16 protein-coding genes are annotated in these 21,379 nt (G+C 40.5%); 7 read left to right on the top strand and 9 right to left on the bottom strand.

The genetic code is table 11. From position 1 onward, the window contains the following. Positions 1 to 39: 39 nt before the first annotated feature. A complete protein-coding gene (locus tag H5123_RS14395; RefSeq protein ID WP_182698404.1) occupies positions 40 to 747 on the bottom strand; it encodes a transcriptional regulator NanR in 708 nt (235 codons plus the stop codon). Between the two features lie 201 nt (positions 748 to 948). Here H5123_RS14395 and H5123_RS14390 point away from each other — a divergent pair, with 201 nt between their 5' ends. Further along, complete coding sequence (locus H5123_RS14390; protein ID WP_182698403.1) at positions 949 to 1,758, top strand: alpha/beta hydrolase; 810 nt, start codon at positions 949 to 951, stop codon at positions 1,756 to 1,758. Positions 1,759 to 2,152: 394 nt separating this feature from the next. Here the strand turns inward: H5123_RS14390 and H5123_RS14385 are convergent, their stop codons facing one another. Next, a complete protein-coding gene (locus H5123_RS14385) occupies positions 2,153 to 3,346 on the bottom strand; it encodes a cyclically-permuted mutarotase family protein (RefSeq protein ID WP_182698402.1) in 1,194 nt (397 codons plus the stop codon). Between the two features lie 114 nt (positions 3,347 to 3,460). Continuing rightward, the gene (locus tag H5123_RS14380) at positions 3,461 to 6,367 is read right to left on the bottom strand and encodes a TonB-dependent receptor domain-containing protein (RefSeq protein WP_182698401.1); all 2,907 of its coding nucleotides are present in this window, start codon (positions 6,365 to 6,367) and stop codon (positions 3,461 to 3,463) included. A 1,128-nt stretch (positions 6,368 to 7,495) separates the two neighbouring features. Here H5123_RS14380 and H5123_RS14375 point away from each other — a divergent pair. Beyond that, positions 7,496 to 8,194 carry a hypothetical protein gene (locus tag H5123_RS14375; RefSeq protein WP_182698400.1) on the top strand — a complete coding sequence of 233 codons (699 nt, stop codon included), beginning with the start codon at positions 7,496 to 7,498 and terminating at the stop codon, positions 8,192 to 8,194. Between the two features lie 288 nt (positions 8,195 to 8,482). On the opposite strand, the gene H5123_RS14370 is transcribed toward H5123_RS14375, so the two are convergent. The 5 genes from H5123_RS14370 to H5123_RS14350 all read right to left on the bottom strand — a co-directional run bounded on the left by H5123_RS14370 (position 8,483) and on the right by H5123_RS14350 (position 14,706). After that, positions 8,483 to 12,346 carry a S8 family serine peptidase gene (locus tag H5123_RS14370; RefSeq protein ID WP_182698399.1) on the bottom strand — a complete coding sequence of 1,288 codons (3,864 nt, stop codon included), beginning with the start codon at positions 12,344 to 12,346 and terminating at the stop codon, positions 8,483 to 8,485. 295 nt (positions 12,347 to 12,641) lie between these two features. Further along, the gene (asnC, locus tag H5123_RS14365) at positions 12,642 to 13,103 is read right to left on the bottom strand and encodes a transcriptional regulator AsnC (RefSeq protein WP_124017288.1); all 462 of its coding nucleotides are present in this window, start codon (positions 13,101 to 13,103) and stop codon (positions 12,642 to 12,644) included. Positions 13,104 to 13,201: 98 nt separating this feature from the next. Continuing rightward, the gene (gene rluA / locus H5123_RS14360; RefSeq protein ID WP_182698398.1) at positions 13,202 to 13,879 is read right to left on the bottom strand and encodes a bifunctional tRNA pseudouridine(32) synthase/23S rRNA pseudouridine(746) synthase RluA; all 678 of its coding nucleotides are present in this window, start codon (positions 13,877 to 13,879) and stop codon (positions 13,202 to 13,204) included. 84 nt (positions 13,880 to 13,963) lie between these two features. Next, entirely contained in the window at positions 13,964 to 14,254 is a 291-nt protein-coding gene (locus H5123_RS14355; RefSeq protein ID WP_124017290.1) for a hypothetical protein, read from the bottom strand. 32 nt (positions 14,255 to 14,286) lie between these two features. After that, positions 14,287 to 14,706 (bottom strand): hypothetical protein, encoded by a 420-nt coding sequence (locus tag H5123_RS14350; protein ID WP_124017291.1) that lies wholly within the window; start codon positions 14,704 to 14,706, stop codon positions 14,287 to 14,289. 404 nt (positions 14,707 to 15,110) lie between these two features. Between H5123_RS14350 and H5123_RS14345 the strand changes: the two genes are divergently transcribed. Further along, entirely contained in the window at positions 15,111 to 16,100 is a 990-nt protein-coding gene (locus H5123_RS14345) for a 2-hydroxyacid dehydrogenase (RefSeq protein WP_124017292.1), read from the top strand. A gap of 145 nt (positions 16,101 to 16,245) precedes the next feature. Further along, positions 16,246 to 16,983, top strand: coding sequence for a dienelactone hydrolase family protein (locus H5123_RS14340; RefSeq protein WP_182698397.1), 738 nt, complete (start codon positions 16,246 to 16,248; stop codon positions 16,981 to 16,983). Between the two features lie 230 nt (positions 16,984 to 17,213). Here the strand turns inward: H5123_RS14340 and H5123_RS14335 are convergent, their stop codons facing one another. Beyond that, positions 17,214 to 17,777 (bottom strand): mechanosensitive ion channel family protein, encoded by a 564-nt coding sequence (locus H5123_RS14335; RefSeq protein ID WP_124017294.1) that lies wholly within the window; start codon positions 17,775 to 17,777, stop codon positions 17,214 to 17,216. A 151-nt stretch (positions 17,778 to 17,928) separates the two neighbouring features. On the opposite strand from H5123_RS14335, the gene H5123_RS14330 reads away from it, so the two are divergent. The 3 genes from H5123_RS14330 to ahpF all read left to right on the top strand — a co-directional run bounded on the left by H5123_RS14330 (position 17,929) and on the right by ahpF (position 21,174). Continuing rightward, entirely contained in the window at positions 17,929 to 18,672 is a 744-nt protein-coding gene (locus tag H5123_RS14330) for a spermidine synthase (protein ID WP_124017295.1), read from the top strand. A 254-nt stretch (positions 18,673 to 18,926) separates the two neighbouring features. Then, positions 18,927 to 19,496: an alkyl hydroperoxide reductase subunit C gene (gene ahpC, locus H5123_RS14325; protein WP_124017296.1), complete on the top strand. Its 570-nt coding sequence runs from the start codon at positions 18,927 to 18,929 to the stop codon at positions 19,494 to 19,496. Positions 19,497 to 19,608: 112 nt separating this feature from the next. Further along, positions 19,609 to 21,174, top strand: a complete 1,566-nt coding sequence (ahpF, locus tag H5123_RS14320) for an alkyl hydroperoxide reductase subunit F (protein ID WP_182698396.1) — start codon at positions 19,609 to 19,611, stop codon at positions 21,172 to 21,174. The last annotated feature ends 205 nt before the right edge of the window (positions 21,175 to 21,379 follow it).

The following is a 21,379-nucleotide window of genomic DNA, read 5'->3' as shown; positions in this document are numbered from 1 at the left end:
AGCTTTTCTCAGTTGTGCTGTTTTAGTTATGACGCTCTATTACTCAGCGTAATATTTGTCGAATACATATTGTATATGTTGTGTCAGCTTTTTATCCGCACCTTCCACATCACGATTTTTAATGCAGGCTAAAATTTCAACGTGATCTTGGTGGCTTCTAGCGTTGAGTTCTTGCACATTAGTTTTTGCAGGACGTGCATCTATTACCCAATCGACAAGGGCTTGATGTATAGCTAAAAAAATCGGGTTACCGGGAATTGACGCGATGACTCGGTGAAAGTAAATATCGGTCTTTTTAAATTGGTTTTCATTATTTATCGCTTTGCCGTTTAGCTCAACCGCCTTTTCTAACTCCTGAATTTGCTCACTTGTTGCAAATTCAGCAGCATGACGTACTAAGCTTGATTCAAAAAAACTTCTTAATTGATCAAAGTACTGTAAACCGTTTGGCTGTGATAAAAAGTCTTTCGACATGCCTGACAATTCAGAAATAATGGCATCTGGAGAAGGTCTAGTGACGCGGGTTCTTTCACCGCTACTAATTTTAACCAAGCCTTTGCGGGCTAGTGCAGATAGCGCATCACGAATAGAAGGCCTACCAACACCAAACGCAGCCATGAGCTCTCTCTCAGAGGGAAGCGCATCTCCTTCGGCTATTTCACCTTGACGTATCATCATTTCCAATTCTTCTTCAACTGTTTCTGATAGCTTTTTTCGTTCAACAGGACGTTTAATCGTAATTGGCATTGGGAATTCCTTTAGTACGCGAGCGATTATGTATCACCTATCTGGCTATTGTACCAATGTGTTAAGGAATGTATATGAAATTATCTTTATGATTAATTTTTAATCATAAAGATGCAGTTTAGTTTGATATCTAAAAGCGTTGAGCTTGTGGTGTACCTATTGTACCATAGCGATAGTTAGTATCTTTTAGAGTACCTGCCTATGAACACTCATCAGAAAAAGACGGTCAGTTATGGGAGTGAAGGTCAGCAGTTTGCACATCTTTATACGCCGACCCACGCAAACAATACGCCAGTGGTCATTGTGGTTCATGGTGGCTATTGGAAAGATAATCACAGCCTTGAGACTTATGCCACTCGCGCCATCGTTGATTACTTGCAAACCTTTGAGGTTGCGATATGGAATGTAGAATACCGGCGCATGAATACCGAAGGTGAAAATATCAATGCGCCTTGGCCTACAACCTTTAAGGACGTTGCTGATGCCATTGATTATCTGCGTCATATCCAGCATAGCGAAAGCTTAGATTTAAGACGAGTTTTGATCATTGGCCACTCTGCTGGTGGGCACTTGGCGACTTGGGCAGCATCAAGAGAAGGTATAGCCGCTGACAGTGAGCTTTATTATAACGATCCTTTGAAAATACAAAGAGTGGTGACTATTGCGGGTATTTTAGACTTAGTGTCAGTGAACGATATAGACCAACCAGAGCAAATATATCGACTGATGGGCGGGACGCCAGACTGCCACCCTGATCGATACCTTGCCTGTAATCCGAGTCGTTTATGCCACCCGCAAATGGTGTTAACTGTGGTACATGGTGGGCGAGATACTTGCGTAAACGTTTCACAAGTAGCGCAATTTTGTGAACAAACTCGAGCTAGAGTGAGGCAAATTATGTTACCCACCGCCGATCATTTTTCGATGCTACCTCATAATGGTCATTGGGTTGAGACGCAGTGGCAGCAAATACAGCAATTAATTGCAGAGGAAATTGTGGCTTTAGGCTAGTTCGTCATCCCAGCGCGGCTAATGGGTAAAAGACTTATCGGTTGTTTTATTGCTAACCATTCTTTATTTGTGGAATTAAACACCTTGTTATAGCGGCTAAATGTTAGCTAGCTCGACATTTCAATAAAGTACTGCTAGTTGCTTCATAGATAATTCCGATTGAATCATTGTGTAGTTACACGATATCTGTGTAGTCGTTCACGCCATAAACGCGCTAATAGGGCACTCCAAATATCTGTCCTTGATCAGTAATGCTAGTGTTCGACATTTGATCAGTGCTTGGGGGCTAACAGTAATGACAACCTGATTTTAGGCTGAGTAAAGTATAGATAGTCGGAGCAGAATACATTCAGAGTTTCACCCTATACATTTAGCTTATCGCCATGTTATTGGGTTATAAGACTGTACCTTGATAGATGTTGGGGCTTCGTACTACGGGTTTAATCTCACCTGAAATCCAATAGATTTTATTTCCTTGCTGAGTGATAGTGAGTGGTCCAGCTCCGCCAGTAAATGGCACGTTATTAGTCAGTGCAGACCAATCATCTTTGTCGATATTATAAATAATCTGGCGACGACTAAAATTGATCTCTTGTTCACTCAAGCTGAAGTAATATTGTTTAAAAGCCGTCAAACCTTCATTTTTTTGTGTGGTCAATTGATAGATAGCATCATTAAAAATAGCGCGATTTACACCACCCAGTAATACTAATTGATCATCATTAATGGTAGCCACACCACCACCGGTTACCGAAAAAGGCTGTTTGTCCAAAGTGATAGGCGCTAATGTTGTCCAATGCGACTTTTTAAAATCAAAAGCATAGGCATCAGTTAGCACAGCGTTATCAGTCAAAAAACTCAAACCGCCGAAAATGTAAAACTGACCTTTATGATTGATCGCTGGAAAATCTGAACGATCAGCACCAGGAACAGCAGGAATATTCTCACTATTAATGCATGACTTACTGACGAGAGAGTACTGACAGACACGATTGTTTACTTTGCCATTTTGCTCTCCAGCAAAGATATACAAGTCGCCATCTTGCCAAGCAGCGCCACCTGAATGCCATGTGAAAGGTAAATGATCGATCAATTCAGTGGTCAGTTTATAATCTGAATCTAAAGTTAATTTTATAATGGAATCGAAGGCTTGTTGATTATTTTTACCTCCAACAAGATAAAGGCTGTTATCGACGACTAAGGTTGCTCCATGCCCTGCTTTGATAGGTAAGTGGCCATGTGCAACCAAGTTAGCGAATTTATTTGTAGTATCGAAGACAAAAATATCCGAATAGAATTCTTTTTCCCCCTGTTCAAAAAATGGGTGGCCATTAGGGAAATTGGCGCCGCCTGCGACAATGAGGTAATTACCTAAAAAACCGCTATAGGCTCCAGAAATACCAATCGATTCAGAAAAGCCATCGGGTACGGGTAGCTGACCAGCCTTTATCCATGAAATCTGTGGCGTGTTGTCGAATGATGAATCATTTTGTTGGGGATAATGGGTCATTTTATCTGCAGCATTAGCATCAACTGTTAACAATAATGATGCTATTAACAAATTTAGTAAGTTAATAAGCTTCAACATCCCCTCCTTAGTGGTTATTAAAAATAAAACCTAATCAGCACTGATTAGGTTTTAAGGCTCTCAAATTGCGTGTAAGGCATGCTTTATAAAATATGCTGCATGCCGTTTTAGTTATTAGAATGTCAACTTAACACCGGCGAAGAGTTGGCGACCAATAACATCATAAGCTTGAGGTGTTGTATTGGTACCAACTGCTGAACTTGTTGCTTGGATATCTGGTTGTTGATCGAGTAAGTTATTCGAACCAATATACACATTTACCGCATCATTAATTTGGTAGCTTGCTCGAACATCTACATAGTAAACAGCATCCATAGTGTTAAGATCATCCGATAAGGTCGTTTCTCCTAGAACACCTTTAGTTTCAGCACGATATGTCATCTGGGCAAACAGGTTAAAATCATCTGTGATGTTATATGAGGCATTCATAGTGTAGCGATATTCAGGGAATAATGTCGTTCCTAAATTGTCAATTTTACCTGTAAGAGTATCTATTTCATATTCGGCTAGGTAGTTAGCAATAAAGTTTACTGTCAGGTTATCCAGTGAATATGCTACTTCCAAATCAACGCCACTGGTTGAAATAGTATTAGCATTTATTGATGTCGAATAAATATTTAGAATCGGACCATCTTGCACATCTCTCACGATTCGGCCATCACAGGTCTTATCAAATTGTGATGGATCGACATCATAACAACGTTTAACCATAGTATCGGGAGTGATGGTCGTAATACCATCTTCAATTTCGATACCGTAGTAATCCACCGAAATCGAGAGGTTGTCTAGCGGAGTCATTACAAAACCTAATGTTAATGAGTCTGCCGTTTCTGCTTTTAAGTTAGGTGAACCACTTTGAGACACTAAGGTATTATTTGTCTCTGAACCCACTAATATATATTGGCCGTCTGGATCTGTATCCATTCGATTTGAAATTGCCGAGATAGAAGTGCAATTCACGTCGATATTAGATGTGCCTGTCTTGGAGGCACCATTACAGACATCTATCGTTGGGTTTGCAACACTGGTTGTTCCCGTAGAGAATATGTCATTGATATTCGGTGCTCTAACTGAGCTCGACTGGCTCGCGCGAATTCGGAACATCTCATGGATAGGTGCATCGATACCTAAACGGTAAGTTGAAGTAGTACCTATTGTTGAATAATCACCGAATCGAGCGGCAAGACTTAGGTTAAGCCAATCTGTAACAGGGACGTAAAGCTCACCAAAAACTTCCGCAACGTCAAAGCTGCCGTCGATTGGTTGAACAGGGCCTTCACGGGTGATGCCTAGTTGACGGAAACTATCAGGGTTTTCAACGGCGGATTCTTTTCGGTATTCAACACCAGCAGCAAAGCCTATGTTGTCATCTCCGATAGCAAAATCTAATTCACCAGACATAACACTGTTCACCACAAACTGTTCAACTTTACCTGTTTGCCCTGTGTTAACTGCAAGATACTTCATTGCTTCATCGGAAAAACCAGTGATACCAGCTTGACCAGCCAAACTATCAGTCGTTCCAAATGGATTCACTGGTACACAGCCATAAGTCCTGGCGATAACATCAGCACATTGGTATCCACCATTGCCGTCTTCTTCGATAGTGAGTGCTTGTTGCAAATTAGGTATGCTGAAGTCACCACTGTTCTGTTGTGTTTGTGAAGTTATGCCGTACGTTGCGCCTGTTTGCCAATCCATACCATTGTCTAAGTAGTAGGTATAGTTACCTGCCACGCGGAAAGTATCGCGTTGGTTTTCTGTGAGACGATTGCCAAATTCAAAAGTACGCCTATTGGTGGTTACACCATCAAGAGAGGTGTTATCTCCCATCACAGCTAAAAGTTGCTGTCCTGCGCTACTACCGACAAAGTATGGGCTCGTGGCGACGTCGATACCGGTTGTGCCGCCATTGCCTTTTCTGAAGACATTATTGACAACATCGATTGGTGCTTCTTCTAAATCAACCCGAGCCTGTGTTTGTGCATAGTTTAATTCAACCTCTAATGTTGATTTCTCAGAAATGTCGAAAGTGACTCCAGAAGCAATATTAAAGCGTTGATATGGCAAGACTAATGTACGATTAGAATGTTGATTGTCCCAGTCTGAGTCACTAGTTGGCTGATAATTACTGTCCAGTAAGGGTTGGTTTGCATTAAATTGATCGCCATTACCAAAGATTTTTAAATCGCCATAACCCAATAAAGCGCCATCCACATGACCAGGTCCATCTCGCCTTGCAATCGTATCTCTAATGCCATCGCCGTTGGTATCAACAAATCTCATTTCATATCGAGAAAAGTCTCTTTCAGAAGAATTCAATACCTCTTGATTAGCATAACCGGCGGAAATCCAAGCATTACCAGAGTCAAAGTTTTTGCCATAGGTAAAATCAAAATTTTGTCTTTCTGCGCCACCTTCGCTGGATTCTGCTGCAAAAGCGTTTATTTCTGCGCCATCAAAATTCTTTTTTGTGATGATGTTAATCACACCAGCAATCGCATCGGAACCGTAAATTGCGGATTGACCGCCCGTTAATACATCAACGCGTTCTATAATTGCGGTTGGAATTGAATTTAAATCAACACCATATCCCGTGTTTGCAGAAACACCAGATACATAACGACGACCGTTAACTAAGACTAAAGTTCGTGCAGAACCCAAATTACGAAGTGATGTTGTTGACACGCCGACATTACTGCCTGCACCACCAAGAGAAACGTTATCACTTGACCCATTTATCGCGGAAGTTACCGAAGGTATATTGTTGAGCACATCCCCAATAGAAATTGCTGCTATACCTTCAATCATCTCTTTACCCACTTCGGTAATAGGGGCGGATGATGAAGTGTTAGCGCTACCTTTAAAAATGTTTGAACCAGTAACAGCAATACGTTCAACATTTTTTGGGGTTTGTTCAACTTCCTTAACGCCTTCTACTGCCAAAACTGCTGGACTAAGTAAAGCAGCAATACATACCGACAACGCAGTGCGACTAAATGTTCTGTGGATGGTGTTCATACTTCCCTCTCTGAGTTTTATAGTTTTAATTTCATGTTCAACTGTTTCTGATGTCGTTAACGTTTTTAATTATTGAACAGATAACGCTCGCTTCTGTGTCATGCAGTTAACCTATCATACCATTACACAGTCGGCAACATAAATTACTCTAAATGTAAACTTGCGGTTTACACTTTGGTAACTTAGGCTCTGATTATTCCCGTAACTGCATTTTTGTTATATAAATATCGTTAATTCAATTTGTTATGTTTTTATGCAGGCTTTATACATTAGGCATTGGCATGGCTTTTTTGATTATGGATGTATGTTTAAATAAACAGAGTTCTATGCCATGTATTTAAAAAGCTACTTAGACTGGTGATTCGGGTGGTTATCTGTTGACTCATGTCATCAAAAGGTAGGGCTATCTCAAGGTGAATTTGTATTGTGTGTTGAGATTGAATGTAACTATATCGGTTGTTTTGAAAGACTAAAGCTGAGTGTCACGCTCGATATGTTATATAAGATTAGGAGGTGCTCGACTTTGAGTCACATGAGTTGCTGCCGAGTAGAATATCTGTTGAAGGTAAGACGTTGTCTGAAGCCTAAATACGCTCCTGATGCTTATTGCTGGCTTATGAGATCATTGTAAAGCCTGAGTATTATTGCTTTATAGCGACTAAGATTTACATTTGCCTATTCAGAGTTCAGATAATTATGATGGCGACTTCAAATTGAGCTGAGCATAACGACGCTAACTGTTGGGATGATCCATTAAAGGCAAGCGTAGCAGTGATAAATCTGGTTCGGGTAGGTCAGCTGTTCATTGATAATGTTCATTTTTCATCTAATTGTCATCGCTAACAATGACGTACTTTCTGGCTGTTTCATATTTAATCCAAAGAAATAACTCACAATATGATGTTTAATTGTTAACTAAATTAATACCATATAAACAAATTTTAATATAACGCTTAATGTGTTATTTATATAAAACAAAGCATTTACTATCAGTATCTTAGGTTTTTATCGGTAAATTATTATCTCACATTTTTTGTTTTTAAATTGATCTAGTGTTGCGCTCTTACATGCAGGGCTTTAGTTTGGCTAATGTGCGTCAATTTTTGATGCTCACCTGAAGGAGTTTCCATGACAGCACAATTTAATGTTCAAATTGGTTCTTTTCGTAAAATCAACAAGATCCCTAACGCCTGGTCAAATAAAGATTACCTTCAATTGATGGCTATTATGGGCTTAAATGATGGCTTAGATGATATGGAGGAGTCTGAACTTAGAGAAATGTGCATGATGTCTTTAAATGATTTAGAGGCCACCGAAGCCGCTAAAATTGTCTTAACTCATTTATTCACTGAATTAGCAGAAGGTAAAATTGACCAGTTAAGTAATGACATGATTGGTGACAGGATGTGGGAAGAATATTCTGATTGCTTGCTTCATGAAGGCTTTTTTAGTGCTTATGCATTATTGAGAGAAGCTTTTAATGGTGTCTTTGCTGAGCCTACCGGCGTTGAGTTTACGGTTAATGTGACAGCAACAGATGCAGACGATTTAAGCATATTTGATCAGTCGCTACATGCATCTATGGTACGTCTTTTAGCATCAGGGTTATCTCCCGATGTGTTATTACATCGATTATTTGAAGATCAAATTAACGGCACACAATTTCCAGAAGCAACTGGCATATTATGGCAGTTCGAATCTGTTACAAGTGAAGGCTTATCACGTCAGTTTAAGATGGTCAGTTCAGATTTCTGGTTTGGACAATTAGCCAATATTGAGATGTTTGAGGCTTCAGCTCATGCTGATGAATCAGATGAAGAGGAATAGTCGATCGGGGTTAGGGATAGTGAGCGTTTATTTAATAACTTTTAGCCTTGCTCGCTATCATTGACTTGCATCGGTTGGTCATCGATGGATTATGACACCTTGTAAGTAAAAATCATCGGTTGATATGCTATAAGGTAAATGTTGTTATCTCACTTGTCGCTTATGTTAGCCAAGCTAAGGTGAAGAATATTATCTGATTAATTTCTTTAACTAATAAAAAACCAGCTGAATAATACAGCTGGTTTTTTTATATCATTTTGGCAATGCCAAATTAATGATGACTAATAATTAGTGCTTACGACGACGTAATGCAGCTAATGGTAGTAATAGTGCGGTTAACCAACCCATAGAACCACCAGAAGATTTCTCTTCTTCCTTGGTGACATTAATGGTTGCAGTACCAGGTGCACTTGTCAGTTCGCCGTCAGATGCGGTTACAGTGAAAGTGAAGGTGTCATTACCTATAGGAGCCGTAAAGTTAATTGTTGGACCACCGTTAGTAAAGTTAACACTCTTACCACCAGTTTGGACCCAATTATATGTTAAAGCATCACCATCGATATCTTTACCATTAGCCTTGGCTGTTACAACGAAACCACCGGCACTATTCATTCCTGAAGGTGCAACAGTAGGAGCGTCATTTACGTTCGTCACAGTAATAACAACTTGTGCAGGAGTGCTCAGATTCCCTTCTTCATCAGTAGATGTATAAGTGAATGTGTCTGTACCTGTGAAGTCTGCTTTTGGTGTATAAGTAAATGAACCGTCAGCGGCCAAAGTAAGCTCACCATTAGTCACGTTATCAACAAGAGCAACAGTACTTAGTTTTCCTGCTGGAGATACGTCAATCAAGCGTTGAGCTTTAGCTGTCATGCCATCACCCGTTACTTGAGTACGAGCTACTTTTTGGTCTGGTTTAGTATCATTATCTAATACATTACCTTCCATAGAAGTGTCTTCATCAAGTGACGGCGCATCAGCTTGGCCGAAGCTAAACTCAGTGACCATAGCTTTATAGCCGATTTCAACACTACCAGAGTTTGATGCTCTAACTTCAACATAATCATCGTTAGTAACAGCTGAACCTACACCGTTGTAGTAATAAGTCGTTCCGATAGTACCACTGATGTTTTCTGCACCTATGGTTACGTTAGCTGGCATACCAGGAATGTCGAAGTAGTTAAACGTCACTTCTTCAGTATCGCCAGTTTTTAACCAAACGCTGAAGCTGTACTTGTCACCTGATGAATCACCATAAAGCTGTGCATCATTCCACTCAACAACTAAGAATGAAGCGCTTCCAGTGCTCACTACACCAATAGAGATAGCTCCACCACCAGTGTCGCCAACCGTACCATCACTTAAATCAAAATCTGACCAGAATGGTGCAAGGATATTATTTGGATTTGAGCTGTCAGGTAGTTCTTTATTAGCATAAGTACCAGCAGTTGAACTATTGCCAGGGATAACTATACCGTTATCAGAAATTGTGATTTGAGTATAAGTTTGGCCATTGTATTTGTAGGCTGGTACGTTAAATACAAATGTCGTTTCATCACAACCATCTAGGCAAGCTGGTGTTTGGCTTAAACCAAGGTCTGTAATATTTGGGTATGAACCAGAGCCACTTGAAGTAACCATTTCAGGCAAGTCCATTGAACCAACCCAAGTGATAACGCCAGTATTCTCATCAACAGATAGACCATTTTGCGAAGCGCCATTCAGGACAACAGATACATCATCTTTCGATGTAAGCTTAGTGCCCTTAGGAGCAGAAGCTGTCACAGTAACAGTATTTTCGAACATGGTATTATTAACAACAGATTTTACAGTGAAAGGATCTGCAACAGTAATATCAGTATCAGTTGTATAAGTAGAGATTAATGATGAATCACTAGACTCTTTAGCTAATACAGCTAATGGAAGATGAGCATTTTGCTTACCTTCAGTGCTGGTGATCATTACGTTACCAAAGATCCAATCGCCATATTCACTGAATGTTGAATCAACAGTAACGGTAAACGTTGCAGATGCACCCGCTTCAAGTTCAAGTGTTGATGGAGAAATCATTAGGCCAGCAGTATCAGAATTTGCTGAAAGTGCCCAAGATGATTTTTCATCACCTTTGTTGTAAACAGTACGAGTAAATGTACAGATACCGACACAAGAGTCTGCTGCAATTGAAGGCTTATCAAATGTTAATACTGCTTTTGCTGCAGCATCAAGATCCATACGACCAGCACCCATATCAAAAGGAGTTGCAGGTGTTGACGCGTCATCATCTAAAATACCATCCATTTTAGATGTTGATGTTAATGCTGTTTTAATATCAATTGATGACCAATCTGGATGTAACTGGCTTAATAAAGCAGCAGCACCCGCCACGTGTGGGCTGGCCATACTGGTACCAGTAATCATGTTAAAGTTTTCTCCACCATCGTCTGGTGAGAAAGCAGATAAAATATCTGTTCCTGGAGCAGCTAGATCAGGCTTGAGAATGTTTTCATTACCATTTGGACCACGAGAGCTAGACTGATTAATCGTATCAGCAAGGTTGCTTGCGATAATACGTTTAATTTCAGAACCTATAGTACCTTGAATCGTAGTGTCACCCATTGAATCAACAATTGCCATGCCATCATCTTGTGAGATCATAGCTGAAGGGAATGTAATACCTGGAACTGACATGGTGATTGGAGCACCAGCACGGTTATTGTATACCACAACCGCTTTAGCACCTGCGTTTTGAGCATTAGTTACTTTATCACTAAAGTTACAAGTACCACGTGAAATCAACGCAATGCCATCTTTAAACGAATCAGCGGCAAATGCATCACAGCCTTCAGTGTTTTCAGCATCGATGTTTAGAGCTAAAATAACTGGAGCAGTAATATCCATCTCAATGATGGTATCAGATCCTGGAACCGCTAATAAATCATCACCACCAACATTGAAGCTGTTAGCAAAATAACGGCCAGTAGTACTGTTAGCTACAGTGATACCAGATTCAATACAACCAGGACAACCAACTGATTTAGCTGCGTTACCATCGTTACCAGCAGCACTTACAACAACAACACCAGCAGCTTCAGCAGCTTCAAACATTGTTTTATATGGGCTGCTTGCTGGATCGGCACCGGCTCCACCACCCCATGAGTTATTGATTACGTCTGCACCATCATTAACAGCATGTTCTAATGCTTCCATCAGCATAATGTTAGAACCGCTGCCACCAGAACAATCTTCTTTAGAATACAGTGCTTTATAAGCCATTAAATATGCGGCTGGAGCAACACCTGATAAAGTAACGTCAACACCTTGGAAAGTGGTATCTACTTTGTTACCTACAGCGGTACCAGCAACGTGAGTACCATGACCACCGTAGCCTAATGGGCTCATGTATTCATCTGGACATACCGCAAACGTTGGTTGTGACCAACGTGCAACAATCAGTTTATCGTTACAGAATGAGCTATCAACCGTTGAACAATAGTCATCGGTTGGCATCATAGAAGTTGGAGCGGTAAAACCTTCTCCTGAGAACATTGGGTTTTCAGGACGAATACCACCATCAATAATTGCAACACGGATACCTTTACCGGCATTTTCCATACCATCAACAGCATTCCACATCGCTTGACTATTAATAATGCCAAGTGAAGCATCCATGTTTGTTTCGTACATTGCTTCAGGGTATACAGAGATAACCCCTGGAATAGCCATGATCTGTTCAACAGTTAACCCTTGGCTAACAATGGTTACACCGTTAAATAATGTCTTAAACTGACGTTCAACTTTAGCATTTGAAGCCACTTTTGAAAGTGCTTTTGTAAATGCTGCTTGCTCTGCTTGCAAATGAGATGCATAACTTTTAACTGGAGCTGATTGAATGTCTAGCTTGCTATTTTTATCTTTAATAGCTGTAGAGGCTAAAGTAGAAATGCCACCTTGGTACTTTGCAATTGCAGGCGACTCTAATTCAACAATATAACGTTGAGGAGCTACTACGTTGTTTTGTCTTACTGTTGGTTTGTTGTTATTTTTAACGGACAGCAGTTCAATGCCTGTTTGGTCAGAGCTATATTGTGTATTTGCATAAGTCGCACTTGATATCAGTGCAGCCGAAATGGCTAGAGCTAATTTTGTCTTCACAACTTCTTCCTTGTTTTATACATCACTCAATGTGGGGGGGAGGATATCGTTTTAAGACGATGTATATTAAGTGATGGTGTTTATATTAATTTCTGCTTATGTGTTGCACTCTGTGGTGCATCAACAGCATTTGTAGCACAAAGAATTAACAAAAGTAACACTCCGATTTAAAAAAAAGGCAATTAATTGTTAATAAGTATGTGTAGGTTTGTGATTTAGGTTATGAAATGCACTTGTAGAGTTTGACAATTCTGAAGGTAATACAGACGGGGAAAGAGATTAAGCCCTCAATGATTTAGGGCTTTACCGATCGGACAATAGGGTTTTGAAGGCTAATAAGTGTTTCAGTAGACTGGATTTCATCAATTGATTGGATACGGTTAATCAGCACATGCTGTAATCCATCGATAGATTGGCACATTACCTTTACAAATACCGAGTAATTACCAGTGGTATAATATGCTTCTACCACTTCTTCTAATTCATTTAGCTTGGCAATCGCTGCTGGATAATCGCCAGCACTCTTTAAATTGATGCCAATAAAGCAGCAAACATCATAACCCAGTGCTTTGGGGTTAACGGTAATTTGTGCGCCGGTGATAATGCCAGCTTGTTTCATTTTTTCAACGCGAACATGAATTGTCCCTGCACTGACATTGAAACGTTTCGCCAGTTCCGCAAAAGGTGTTCTGGCATCTTGCATCAGTGCGGTAAGAATATGATTGTCTAATTCATCACGATGAAATGAGCTATCCACGATATTAAGCCTAACAAACCATTAATTGGCCATAAATCTACGACTTTCATTGCGTAATAGCTACTACAATCCACATATTTATTAATAATGTTTAATTTTTACTGTTCATCGGTTGGCGTCATGAACGTGACGGCTGCTTCAAAATGCATTGCTTGTCGTGAGTACGGATGAGTTATCGATAATGCTGCCGCATGCAGCAGTAACCTAGGTGATAAGCTTTTTGCTAAAGGATCTGCATAGAATCCATCGCCAAGGATCGGGTGCCCTAACGCCATCATATGAACTCTCAGTTGATGAGAACGTCCCGTAATTGGGGTGAGTTTTACTAACGTTGATTTAGCACCGTAACTGACAACTTCGACAAGTGTTACCGAAGGTTTGCCAATGGCGTGGTCGACTTTTTGCTTGGGTCTATTAGGCCAATCGCAAATGAGTGGTAAATCAACCTGAGTGATACTAGGCTTCATGTGGCCGGCAACTCGAGCATAATAAGTTTTGGCCGTGTCTCTATCACGAAATTGACGTTTTAATTCACGCTCTGCACTGCGTCTAAGTGCGACGACAATCACCCCAGAGGTTGCCATATCTAGGCGATGTACAATTTGGGCATTAGGGTGTTCAGCTAAAACCCGCGCATAAATACTGTCATGATAAATGGCTTCTCTTCCCGGTACCGATAACAGTCCAGAGGGTTTGTTTGCGACCAGAATATCTTTATCTTGATACAAAATATCCAGCCAAGGGCTGGTAGGTGGGTTGTATATGAAATCAGCCATAGTTGCTCTCGTGAGTCAATTCGCGGCAAAGATACCTTTAGGGCTTATGATGTGCAAGTATAGAATGGTACTGAGAGTGGCGACTTAAGAGAATGCATTGCCGTTAACGTGCATTATGGTAAACGTCCACACGACAAATGCGAGCGGGATATGCACTAATGCATAAAAACATTGATCAAGTCGACTCATGCCTTTTGCTAACCAAATTAAATACAGGTGTGTGGCGATCACTGCGGGAAATAGCACCAGCAGAGGATAAAGCGAAAATGGACTAGCATCAGCAAAAATGGCATGAGTCACTATTGCCCAAGCCACCATAAAAGCGGTCGTCATTGGCGGCATTGCTATGCGATATTGATCTGGGTAAGGGAACATCCCATGTCCTTAAAGTCATTTATAGTTGGGTATTAGCCTTTTATTTCTTTTTTACTCTGAATCACCTTCCGGTGCACTATCGAATAATGCCGCAATCCGGCGGGTCCATGAGATACAATAACAGATAATAAAATAATAAAGATGATTAATTCAGAATGGCATTGGCTTATTTGAATAAAAAATCCTAACAATATGATTTTAAATAAGGTTAATACTCCTTTGAGTTGGATTAACCAGCGCCAATCTCTAATGATTTCCCAACTCATTAGCAGTACGCCAGATGTAATCGCTATAATCCAATAATTAAGCCATAGAGATAATTCAAGATTAAAGATAATACCGCCGCCACTGCCCACTATACCGATAATATGCAGTGCTCTTAATGACGTTTTACTGATCCGTTCGATCCAAAAACGACGGTTTGAGACTGGTAGTTTTTTTTTATGATTCATAGTGTCGTGGGCTTAATAACATTGCGCTAATATTAGCAATTTCAATATGTAAAAACAGTGATATACGCAGCAGTTCTTTTTATTATCAATGTGATTATATTGCTGGTGGATCAAATTTTATTTCCTTCAATATGGTTAGTATTTGACTCTAATATTGATTATGGTCATGGAATATTAGTGTGGCGAACGGGACAGATTTATTATCGGTATGACCAAATCCACTGAATTGCCAGTCACTATCCTTAAAGGCTCTTCACCAGAGAGAATCTAGATCACAACTTCATCGTTATTCAGTGTGATATTGACGACAATAACCGTTAATTCACATACAATTAATTCATATCTAGGGGCTGATCATATTGATGATTTGCTCATCAATTCGCTATTAGTAAATTTGGATACCTATGAAAATTGGATTTTTTAGCGCCAAGCCTTACGACATTCGCCATTTCACCAGTATTAACCAAACTTTTAAGGTTGATATTGAATTTTTTGATTACCGACTTTGCATGCAAAACGTCAAACTAGCGGAAGGCTATGAGGTTGTTTGTGCTTTCGTCAATGACTCCTTATGTGAAGAAGTATTAGTTGAGTTGGCCAAAGGTGGTACAAAAATTATTGCTATGCGTTGTGCTGGCTTTAATAACGTTGACTTAGTGGCTGCTGAGCGTTTAGGCATGAAAGTGGTCAATGTGCCCGCGTATTCACCAGAATCTGTTGCTGAGCATTCAGTGGCACTCATGTTGACGTTAAATCGTAAAATCCACAAAGCTTATCAGCGCACTCGCGACGCTAACTTTGCTTTATCGGGGCTTGTCGGTTTTAATATGTTTGGCAAAACCGTTGGCGTGATAGGTACGGGTAAAATTGGCCTAGCCACCATTAAAATCTTATTAGGTTTTGGCTGTAAAGTATTGGCATTTGACCCTTATCCAAACCAAGCTGTTATTGATCTTGGTGTCGAATATGTTTCATTAGAAACCCTCTATCCTCAATGCGATATCATCAGTTTGCATTGTCCATTGACCAAAGATAATCATCATTTACTCAACAATGTTAGCTTTAATCAAATGAAGCAAGGCGTGATGGTGATTAATACCAGCCGCGGTGGATTATTAGATGCATTGGATGCCATGGAAGCGTTAAAAGATGGCAAAATTGGTTCATTAGGACTTGATGTATACGAAAATGAAAAAGGGCTGTTTTTTGAAGATAAATCAAATGAAATTATTCAAGATGATATCTTCCGCCGCTTATCGGCTTGCCACAATGTTATTTTTACCGGTCACCAAGCTTTCTTAACTGAAGAAGCGCTGAACTCGATCGCCTCAACAACATTAACCAATGTGACTCAGTTGATCACAGGGCAAGTTTGTAATAATGAGCTGTTTTAATTTGCTATAGTGCGCAGGAATTGCAGCTCACTAATATCAACTCACGACAAACATCAGCTTACTAATGCATAGGACATACGCTGGCAATTGCCATTATGTTGGGTAAAACCTTGTGTTGGGTATAATGTGAAATAAATGGAATATTATGATTACAACAACTGAAACTTACGATATTAAAACGGCCACGGGCTTAATGCGTACCACGCTTTATCGTCCGGATACTAAAGGCCAATTTGCGACTATCATTTTCTACTCAGAAATATTCCAGCAAACTGCTCCGATAGCTCGATCTGCTGCGATCTTGGCTGGGCATGGGTTTGTGGTGTTAGTACCCGAAGTGTTTCATGAGCTCAACCCTATCGGAACTGTGTTGGCGTATGACGACGTAGGTAAAGATAAAGGTAATGCAGACAAGTGGGCTAAGCCGTTAGAGCAACATGACAGTGACACTCAAGCGCTTGTCGATTTTGCGCGTGCACAGTCATTTTGCAGTGATAAAGTTGGCGCTATGGGAGTATGTATTGGTGGTCATTTAGCCTATCGAGCAGCGCTTAATCCTGATATTAGCGGGGCTTTTTGTTTGTATCCTACAGATATTCATTCCAATACATTACCTTGTAAAGAGGGCAATGATTCATTGGCTCGTACTGGCAGCATAAAAGGCGAGTTAGTGATGGTCTTTGGTAAACAAGATCCACATGTGACTAAAGAAGGTCGTAAGCTTATTTATCAAAAGCTTGAACAAGTGAATGCAAACTTTACTTGGCTTGAAGTCAATGCTCAACACGCTTTTATGCGCGATGAAGGTGAGCGTTTTGATGCCGCTTTAGCGCTGCAGATGTACTTGCAAGCCGTAGCGTTTTTCCATCGAGTATTAAACTAGCACCGCAATATGTCTGCGCAGAGCTTAAGTCTGAGTATAAATATGGGCTTAAATAAAGCAGGCATTACTCTATTCGATACATAAGCCCAGTTAATGTTAATAAGATTATGTATCGATTCTCTACTTATTACGGCATTATTAAGCCGAAATTGTTGTTAGCATGGCTAAGCCAGCAGAGCATTGGTGACTATCAGTCAGATATGAATCACACCACTGGGTATACCTAAAGATTACTTAAGCCATTTTGCTCTACTTGCATTAATCTTTGCCTTGGTTTTGTTGCTTGTTGCAAGTGAACTAGGGTGGCGTGGTTCGGGTAACTTAATCACCGCTTTTTGGAGCATCAAGCTGTTAGGGTAAGTCATCACATCGCCGATATCCCGTTTGATCAATACGTGAAACAAACTGATTTCGACAATAATGCCACTCATATCCTCTTCTTTATCGACAATTTTTATGCGATCGCCAATACGATAAGGAAATGCAAAAAAGATCAACACACCAGCAGTGATGTTGCTCAATATCGACCATTGAGCAAATAGGGCCACGCCTAATACCGCAAAGGCTGAAGACACAAATAGCGACACCTCTTGATAGCCTAAACCTAATGACACCGCCATGACGGATATCGTCACAAAAAACAACAAATAAGAAATTAAACGAGTAATCAAACGGCTACGAACCTCGCTGACTTGTTTCTTTTGTGCTTGCTGACGGATCCATTTTTTGACCTGTCGCTGGGCTAGAAAGAACACCGCCAAATACAAAATTATCATCAATAAATGGTTAAACATGTCGATTTCCTATCTGGTCGTATTAATTTAATTCTGCGAGTTATCTGTATCACTTGTCGCCAACTTTATACTGTATTCTGGGGTATAATAAGGTTTTAAAGTAGAAAAATCTTGCTGTCACGTATTGGCGAGACTCCTCACAGAGTGAAGTATGTCTGATTATAAAGTATTGCACGTCGACGGTGATCGGTTTGGTGATTTTTGTGTGCTCGACGATGGCGACTATCGGGTCTTATCATTTGGTGATAATGATGAGCAAAGTAAGATGGATAAGAGTCAACCTCATGTACCGCAACATACTTATGTTCAGGCCATGTTAGCAGTGCTGTTATTCAGCCAACCCAAAAGTGTGATTATTTTAGGCTTAGGTGGTGGTGCACTCGTGCATTCCCTTAGGCATTTTGATGCAGCGATTAAAATTACTGCAGTTGAATTGCGCCAGCAAGTTATTGAAGTGGCTAAACGCTTTTTTCAATTACCTTTAGGTAAAAAACTGACCATAGTGCACCAAGATGCCTATGTCTTTTTAGCCCAAGCAGAGCATAAAAAAGTCGATGTTATTTTTGCTGATATCTACAGCGACAAAGGCGTAGATAAACAACAGTTGTCTAACCAATTTATTCAGCAAACAAAACAGCTGCTTAAAACGGATGGCTTTTTAGTATTAAATTGTTGGAAAGAACACAGTCGAGACTTACAGTTACGTGACACGCTTCATGAGCATTTTAATCAAGTCTTTGCTTGTTTAACCGGTGGTGGGAATTGGGTGGTATTTGCCACCAATAAAGCCAATTGTTTTTCTGCCGCAAATAATAAGCAAGATTTACAAGCCCTTTCACAAAAGCTCGATATTAATGTTAGCCGCGTGCTGACACGATTTGGTCCTTGGGAATAACATCCACCAATAAACATCATTAATCGAGTACCAGCTTTAAAGCGTACTCGGTGTTGATGATTTATACCCTTCATACAAATAGTCTCTCAAAGATAGTTCAATATGAAAAACCGATTAGGGTGATAGTTTTTATCCGTTATACTTAGTTAGCCTCCATCGCTATTATAGCTACATCAGATGACGAGCACAGTTTGTTTATCATCACCGAAACCATATTGGTATCGGGTTTAATGTAAATCTAAATGGAGCATGACATGACACAATCTATCATCAATAGCACTATCAAACCGTTCAAAGCAACTGCATTCCATAATGGTGCTTTCGTTGACGTTACTGAACAAGATTTATTAGGTAAATGGGCAGTAGTGTTTTTCTACCCAGCTGACTTCACTTTCGTATGTCCAACTGAATTAGGCGACATGGCTGATCATTATGAGAAGCTACAGGCAATGGGCGTTGAAGTTTACTCAGTATCAACTGACACTCACTTCACTCACAAAGCTTGGCATTCAAGTTCAGACACTATAGGTAAAATTACTTACCCAATGATAGGTGATCCAACTGGCGCAATCACTCGCAACTTTGGTGTGATGATTGAAGAAGACGGTTTAGCACTACGTGGTACTTTTGTGATTAACCCAGAAGGTCAAGTTAAAGTAGCTGAAATTCATGACCTAGGTATTGGCCGTAGCGCTTCTGAACTAGTTCGTAAAATTCAAGCTGCACAATATGTTGCAACTCACGATGGCGAAGTATGTCCTGCAAAATGGCAGCCAGGTGAAGAAACATTAGCTCCTTCAATTGACCTAGTCGGTAAAATCTAACCACTAAGATAACCCTTAGGTTAGGAATATCATCTCCAGCTAGTCGGTGTTCCCCCGGCACTGACTAGCATCTTGTAAATTCATCGATTATTTCCCATTTTTAGGAGTTGTTATGTTAGATGCGAATGTAAAAAATCAACTGAAAACCTATCTGCAAAACCTCAAGCGCCCAGTTGAACTTGTCGTATCTGCAGATGACTCAAACAAAGGCAAAGAACTCACCAGCCTAGCCCAGGACATTGTTGACTCATCAGATCTAGTCTCAGTGACTTATCAGCAAGGTCAACGTACACCAAGTATGAGTGTGATTAACCCGCAAGCTGCAACTAATATCACCTTTGCAGGTTTGCCAATGGGCCATGAATTTACCTCACTGGTGCTAGCACTATTACACAGCGGCGGCCATCCGATTAAGTTGGATGCGGATATCATTGAGCAAATCCGTCAGCTACCAGGTGAATTCCATTTTGAAACCTATATTTCGTTAAGTTGCCAAACTTGTCCTGAAGTGATCCAAGCACTTAATATGATGGCAGCAATTAACCCAAACATTACTAACGTGATGATTGACGGTGCGTTATTCCAACAGGAAGTGGGCGATCGCAATATCATGTCAGTGCCATCAGTATTTTTGAACGGCGAAGCCTTCTCTGTGGGCGCCATTAGCGTTGTTGAAGTACTGAATAAGTTAGATAAAAATGCCGCTAGCAGACAAGCCGAGCAGCTCAATAAAAAGTCGGTTTTTGATATGTTAGTCGTGGGCGGTGGTCCAGCAGGCGCCGCAGCGGCCATTTATTCAGCTCGTAAAGGGTTAAATACCGGCATAGTTGCTGAAAAGTTTGGTGGCCAAGTGGCCGAGACGGTCGGAATTGAAAACTTTATTTCAGTGTCTAAAACCGAAGGTCCAAAACTGGTGGCGAACCTTGAGGCTCACGTTAAAGATTATGACGTCGATATTATGCAAAACCAACGTGCGTTGAGTTTAGCTAAAAACGGTCTGCTTGATGTGACGCTTGAAAGTGGCGCCACCTTAAGCAGTAAAACGATTATCTTAGCAACCGGTGCACGTTGGAGAGAAATGAATGTCCCTGGTGAACAAGAGTATCGTAACAAAGGCGTAGCGTATTGCCCACACTGTGACGGTCCGTTATTTAAAGGTAAGCGAGTTGCGGTTATTGGCGGCGGTAACTCAGGTATTGAAGCGGCTATTGATCTAGCAAACATCGTCGAACACGTCACTGTACTTGAGTTTGACAGTAAATTACGTGCCGATGAAGTGCTACAGCGTAAAGCTAAATCAATGGGGAATATTACGATAATTACCCAAGCCATGACCACGGAAGTTAAAGGTGATGGTACTCGTGTAACCAGTTTGGTTTACACCGATCGCGCCAGTGGTGAAAGTCATACCGTAACCTTAGCCGGTATCTTTGTACAAATTGGTTTAGTGCCTAATACCGAGTGGTTAAAAGGTGTGGTTGATATGACTCCTCGCGGTGAAATTATTGTCGATGAGCGTGGTCAAACATCAATTCCTGGTGTCTTTGCTGCGGGTGATGTCACTAATATCCCCTTTAAGCAAATCATTATTGCCATGGGTAGCGGCGCCACAGCATCATTGGGAGCATTTGATTATTTAATAAGACATTCAGAAGAAGCAGATGTTCAAGCCGCATAAAATGTTGCAATAGCCATTTAATGAGGTGCTGTAATCGCCTCAATGAACCAAAAACAGCCCGCTTTTGCGGGTTTTTTGTTGTTATATTGATTTATAGTCTTTAAGTGAGTGGATTAACCGTCTATAAATAAGCACAAACAAATTGATATATTAGAAAAATTTCAAGTATATTGATGTTAGGCCGATATTGATTTACACCGATATA

The sequence above is a fragment of the Shewanella sp. SR43-4 genome (assembly GCF_014163845.1).
Classification (GTDB): domain Bacteria; phylum Pseudomonadota; class Gammaproteobacteria; order Enterobacterales; family Shewanellaceae; genus Shewanella; species Shewanella vesiculosa.
This window is presented reverse-complemented; position numbering and strand designations above follow the sequence as displayed.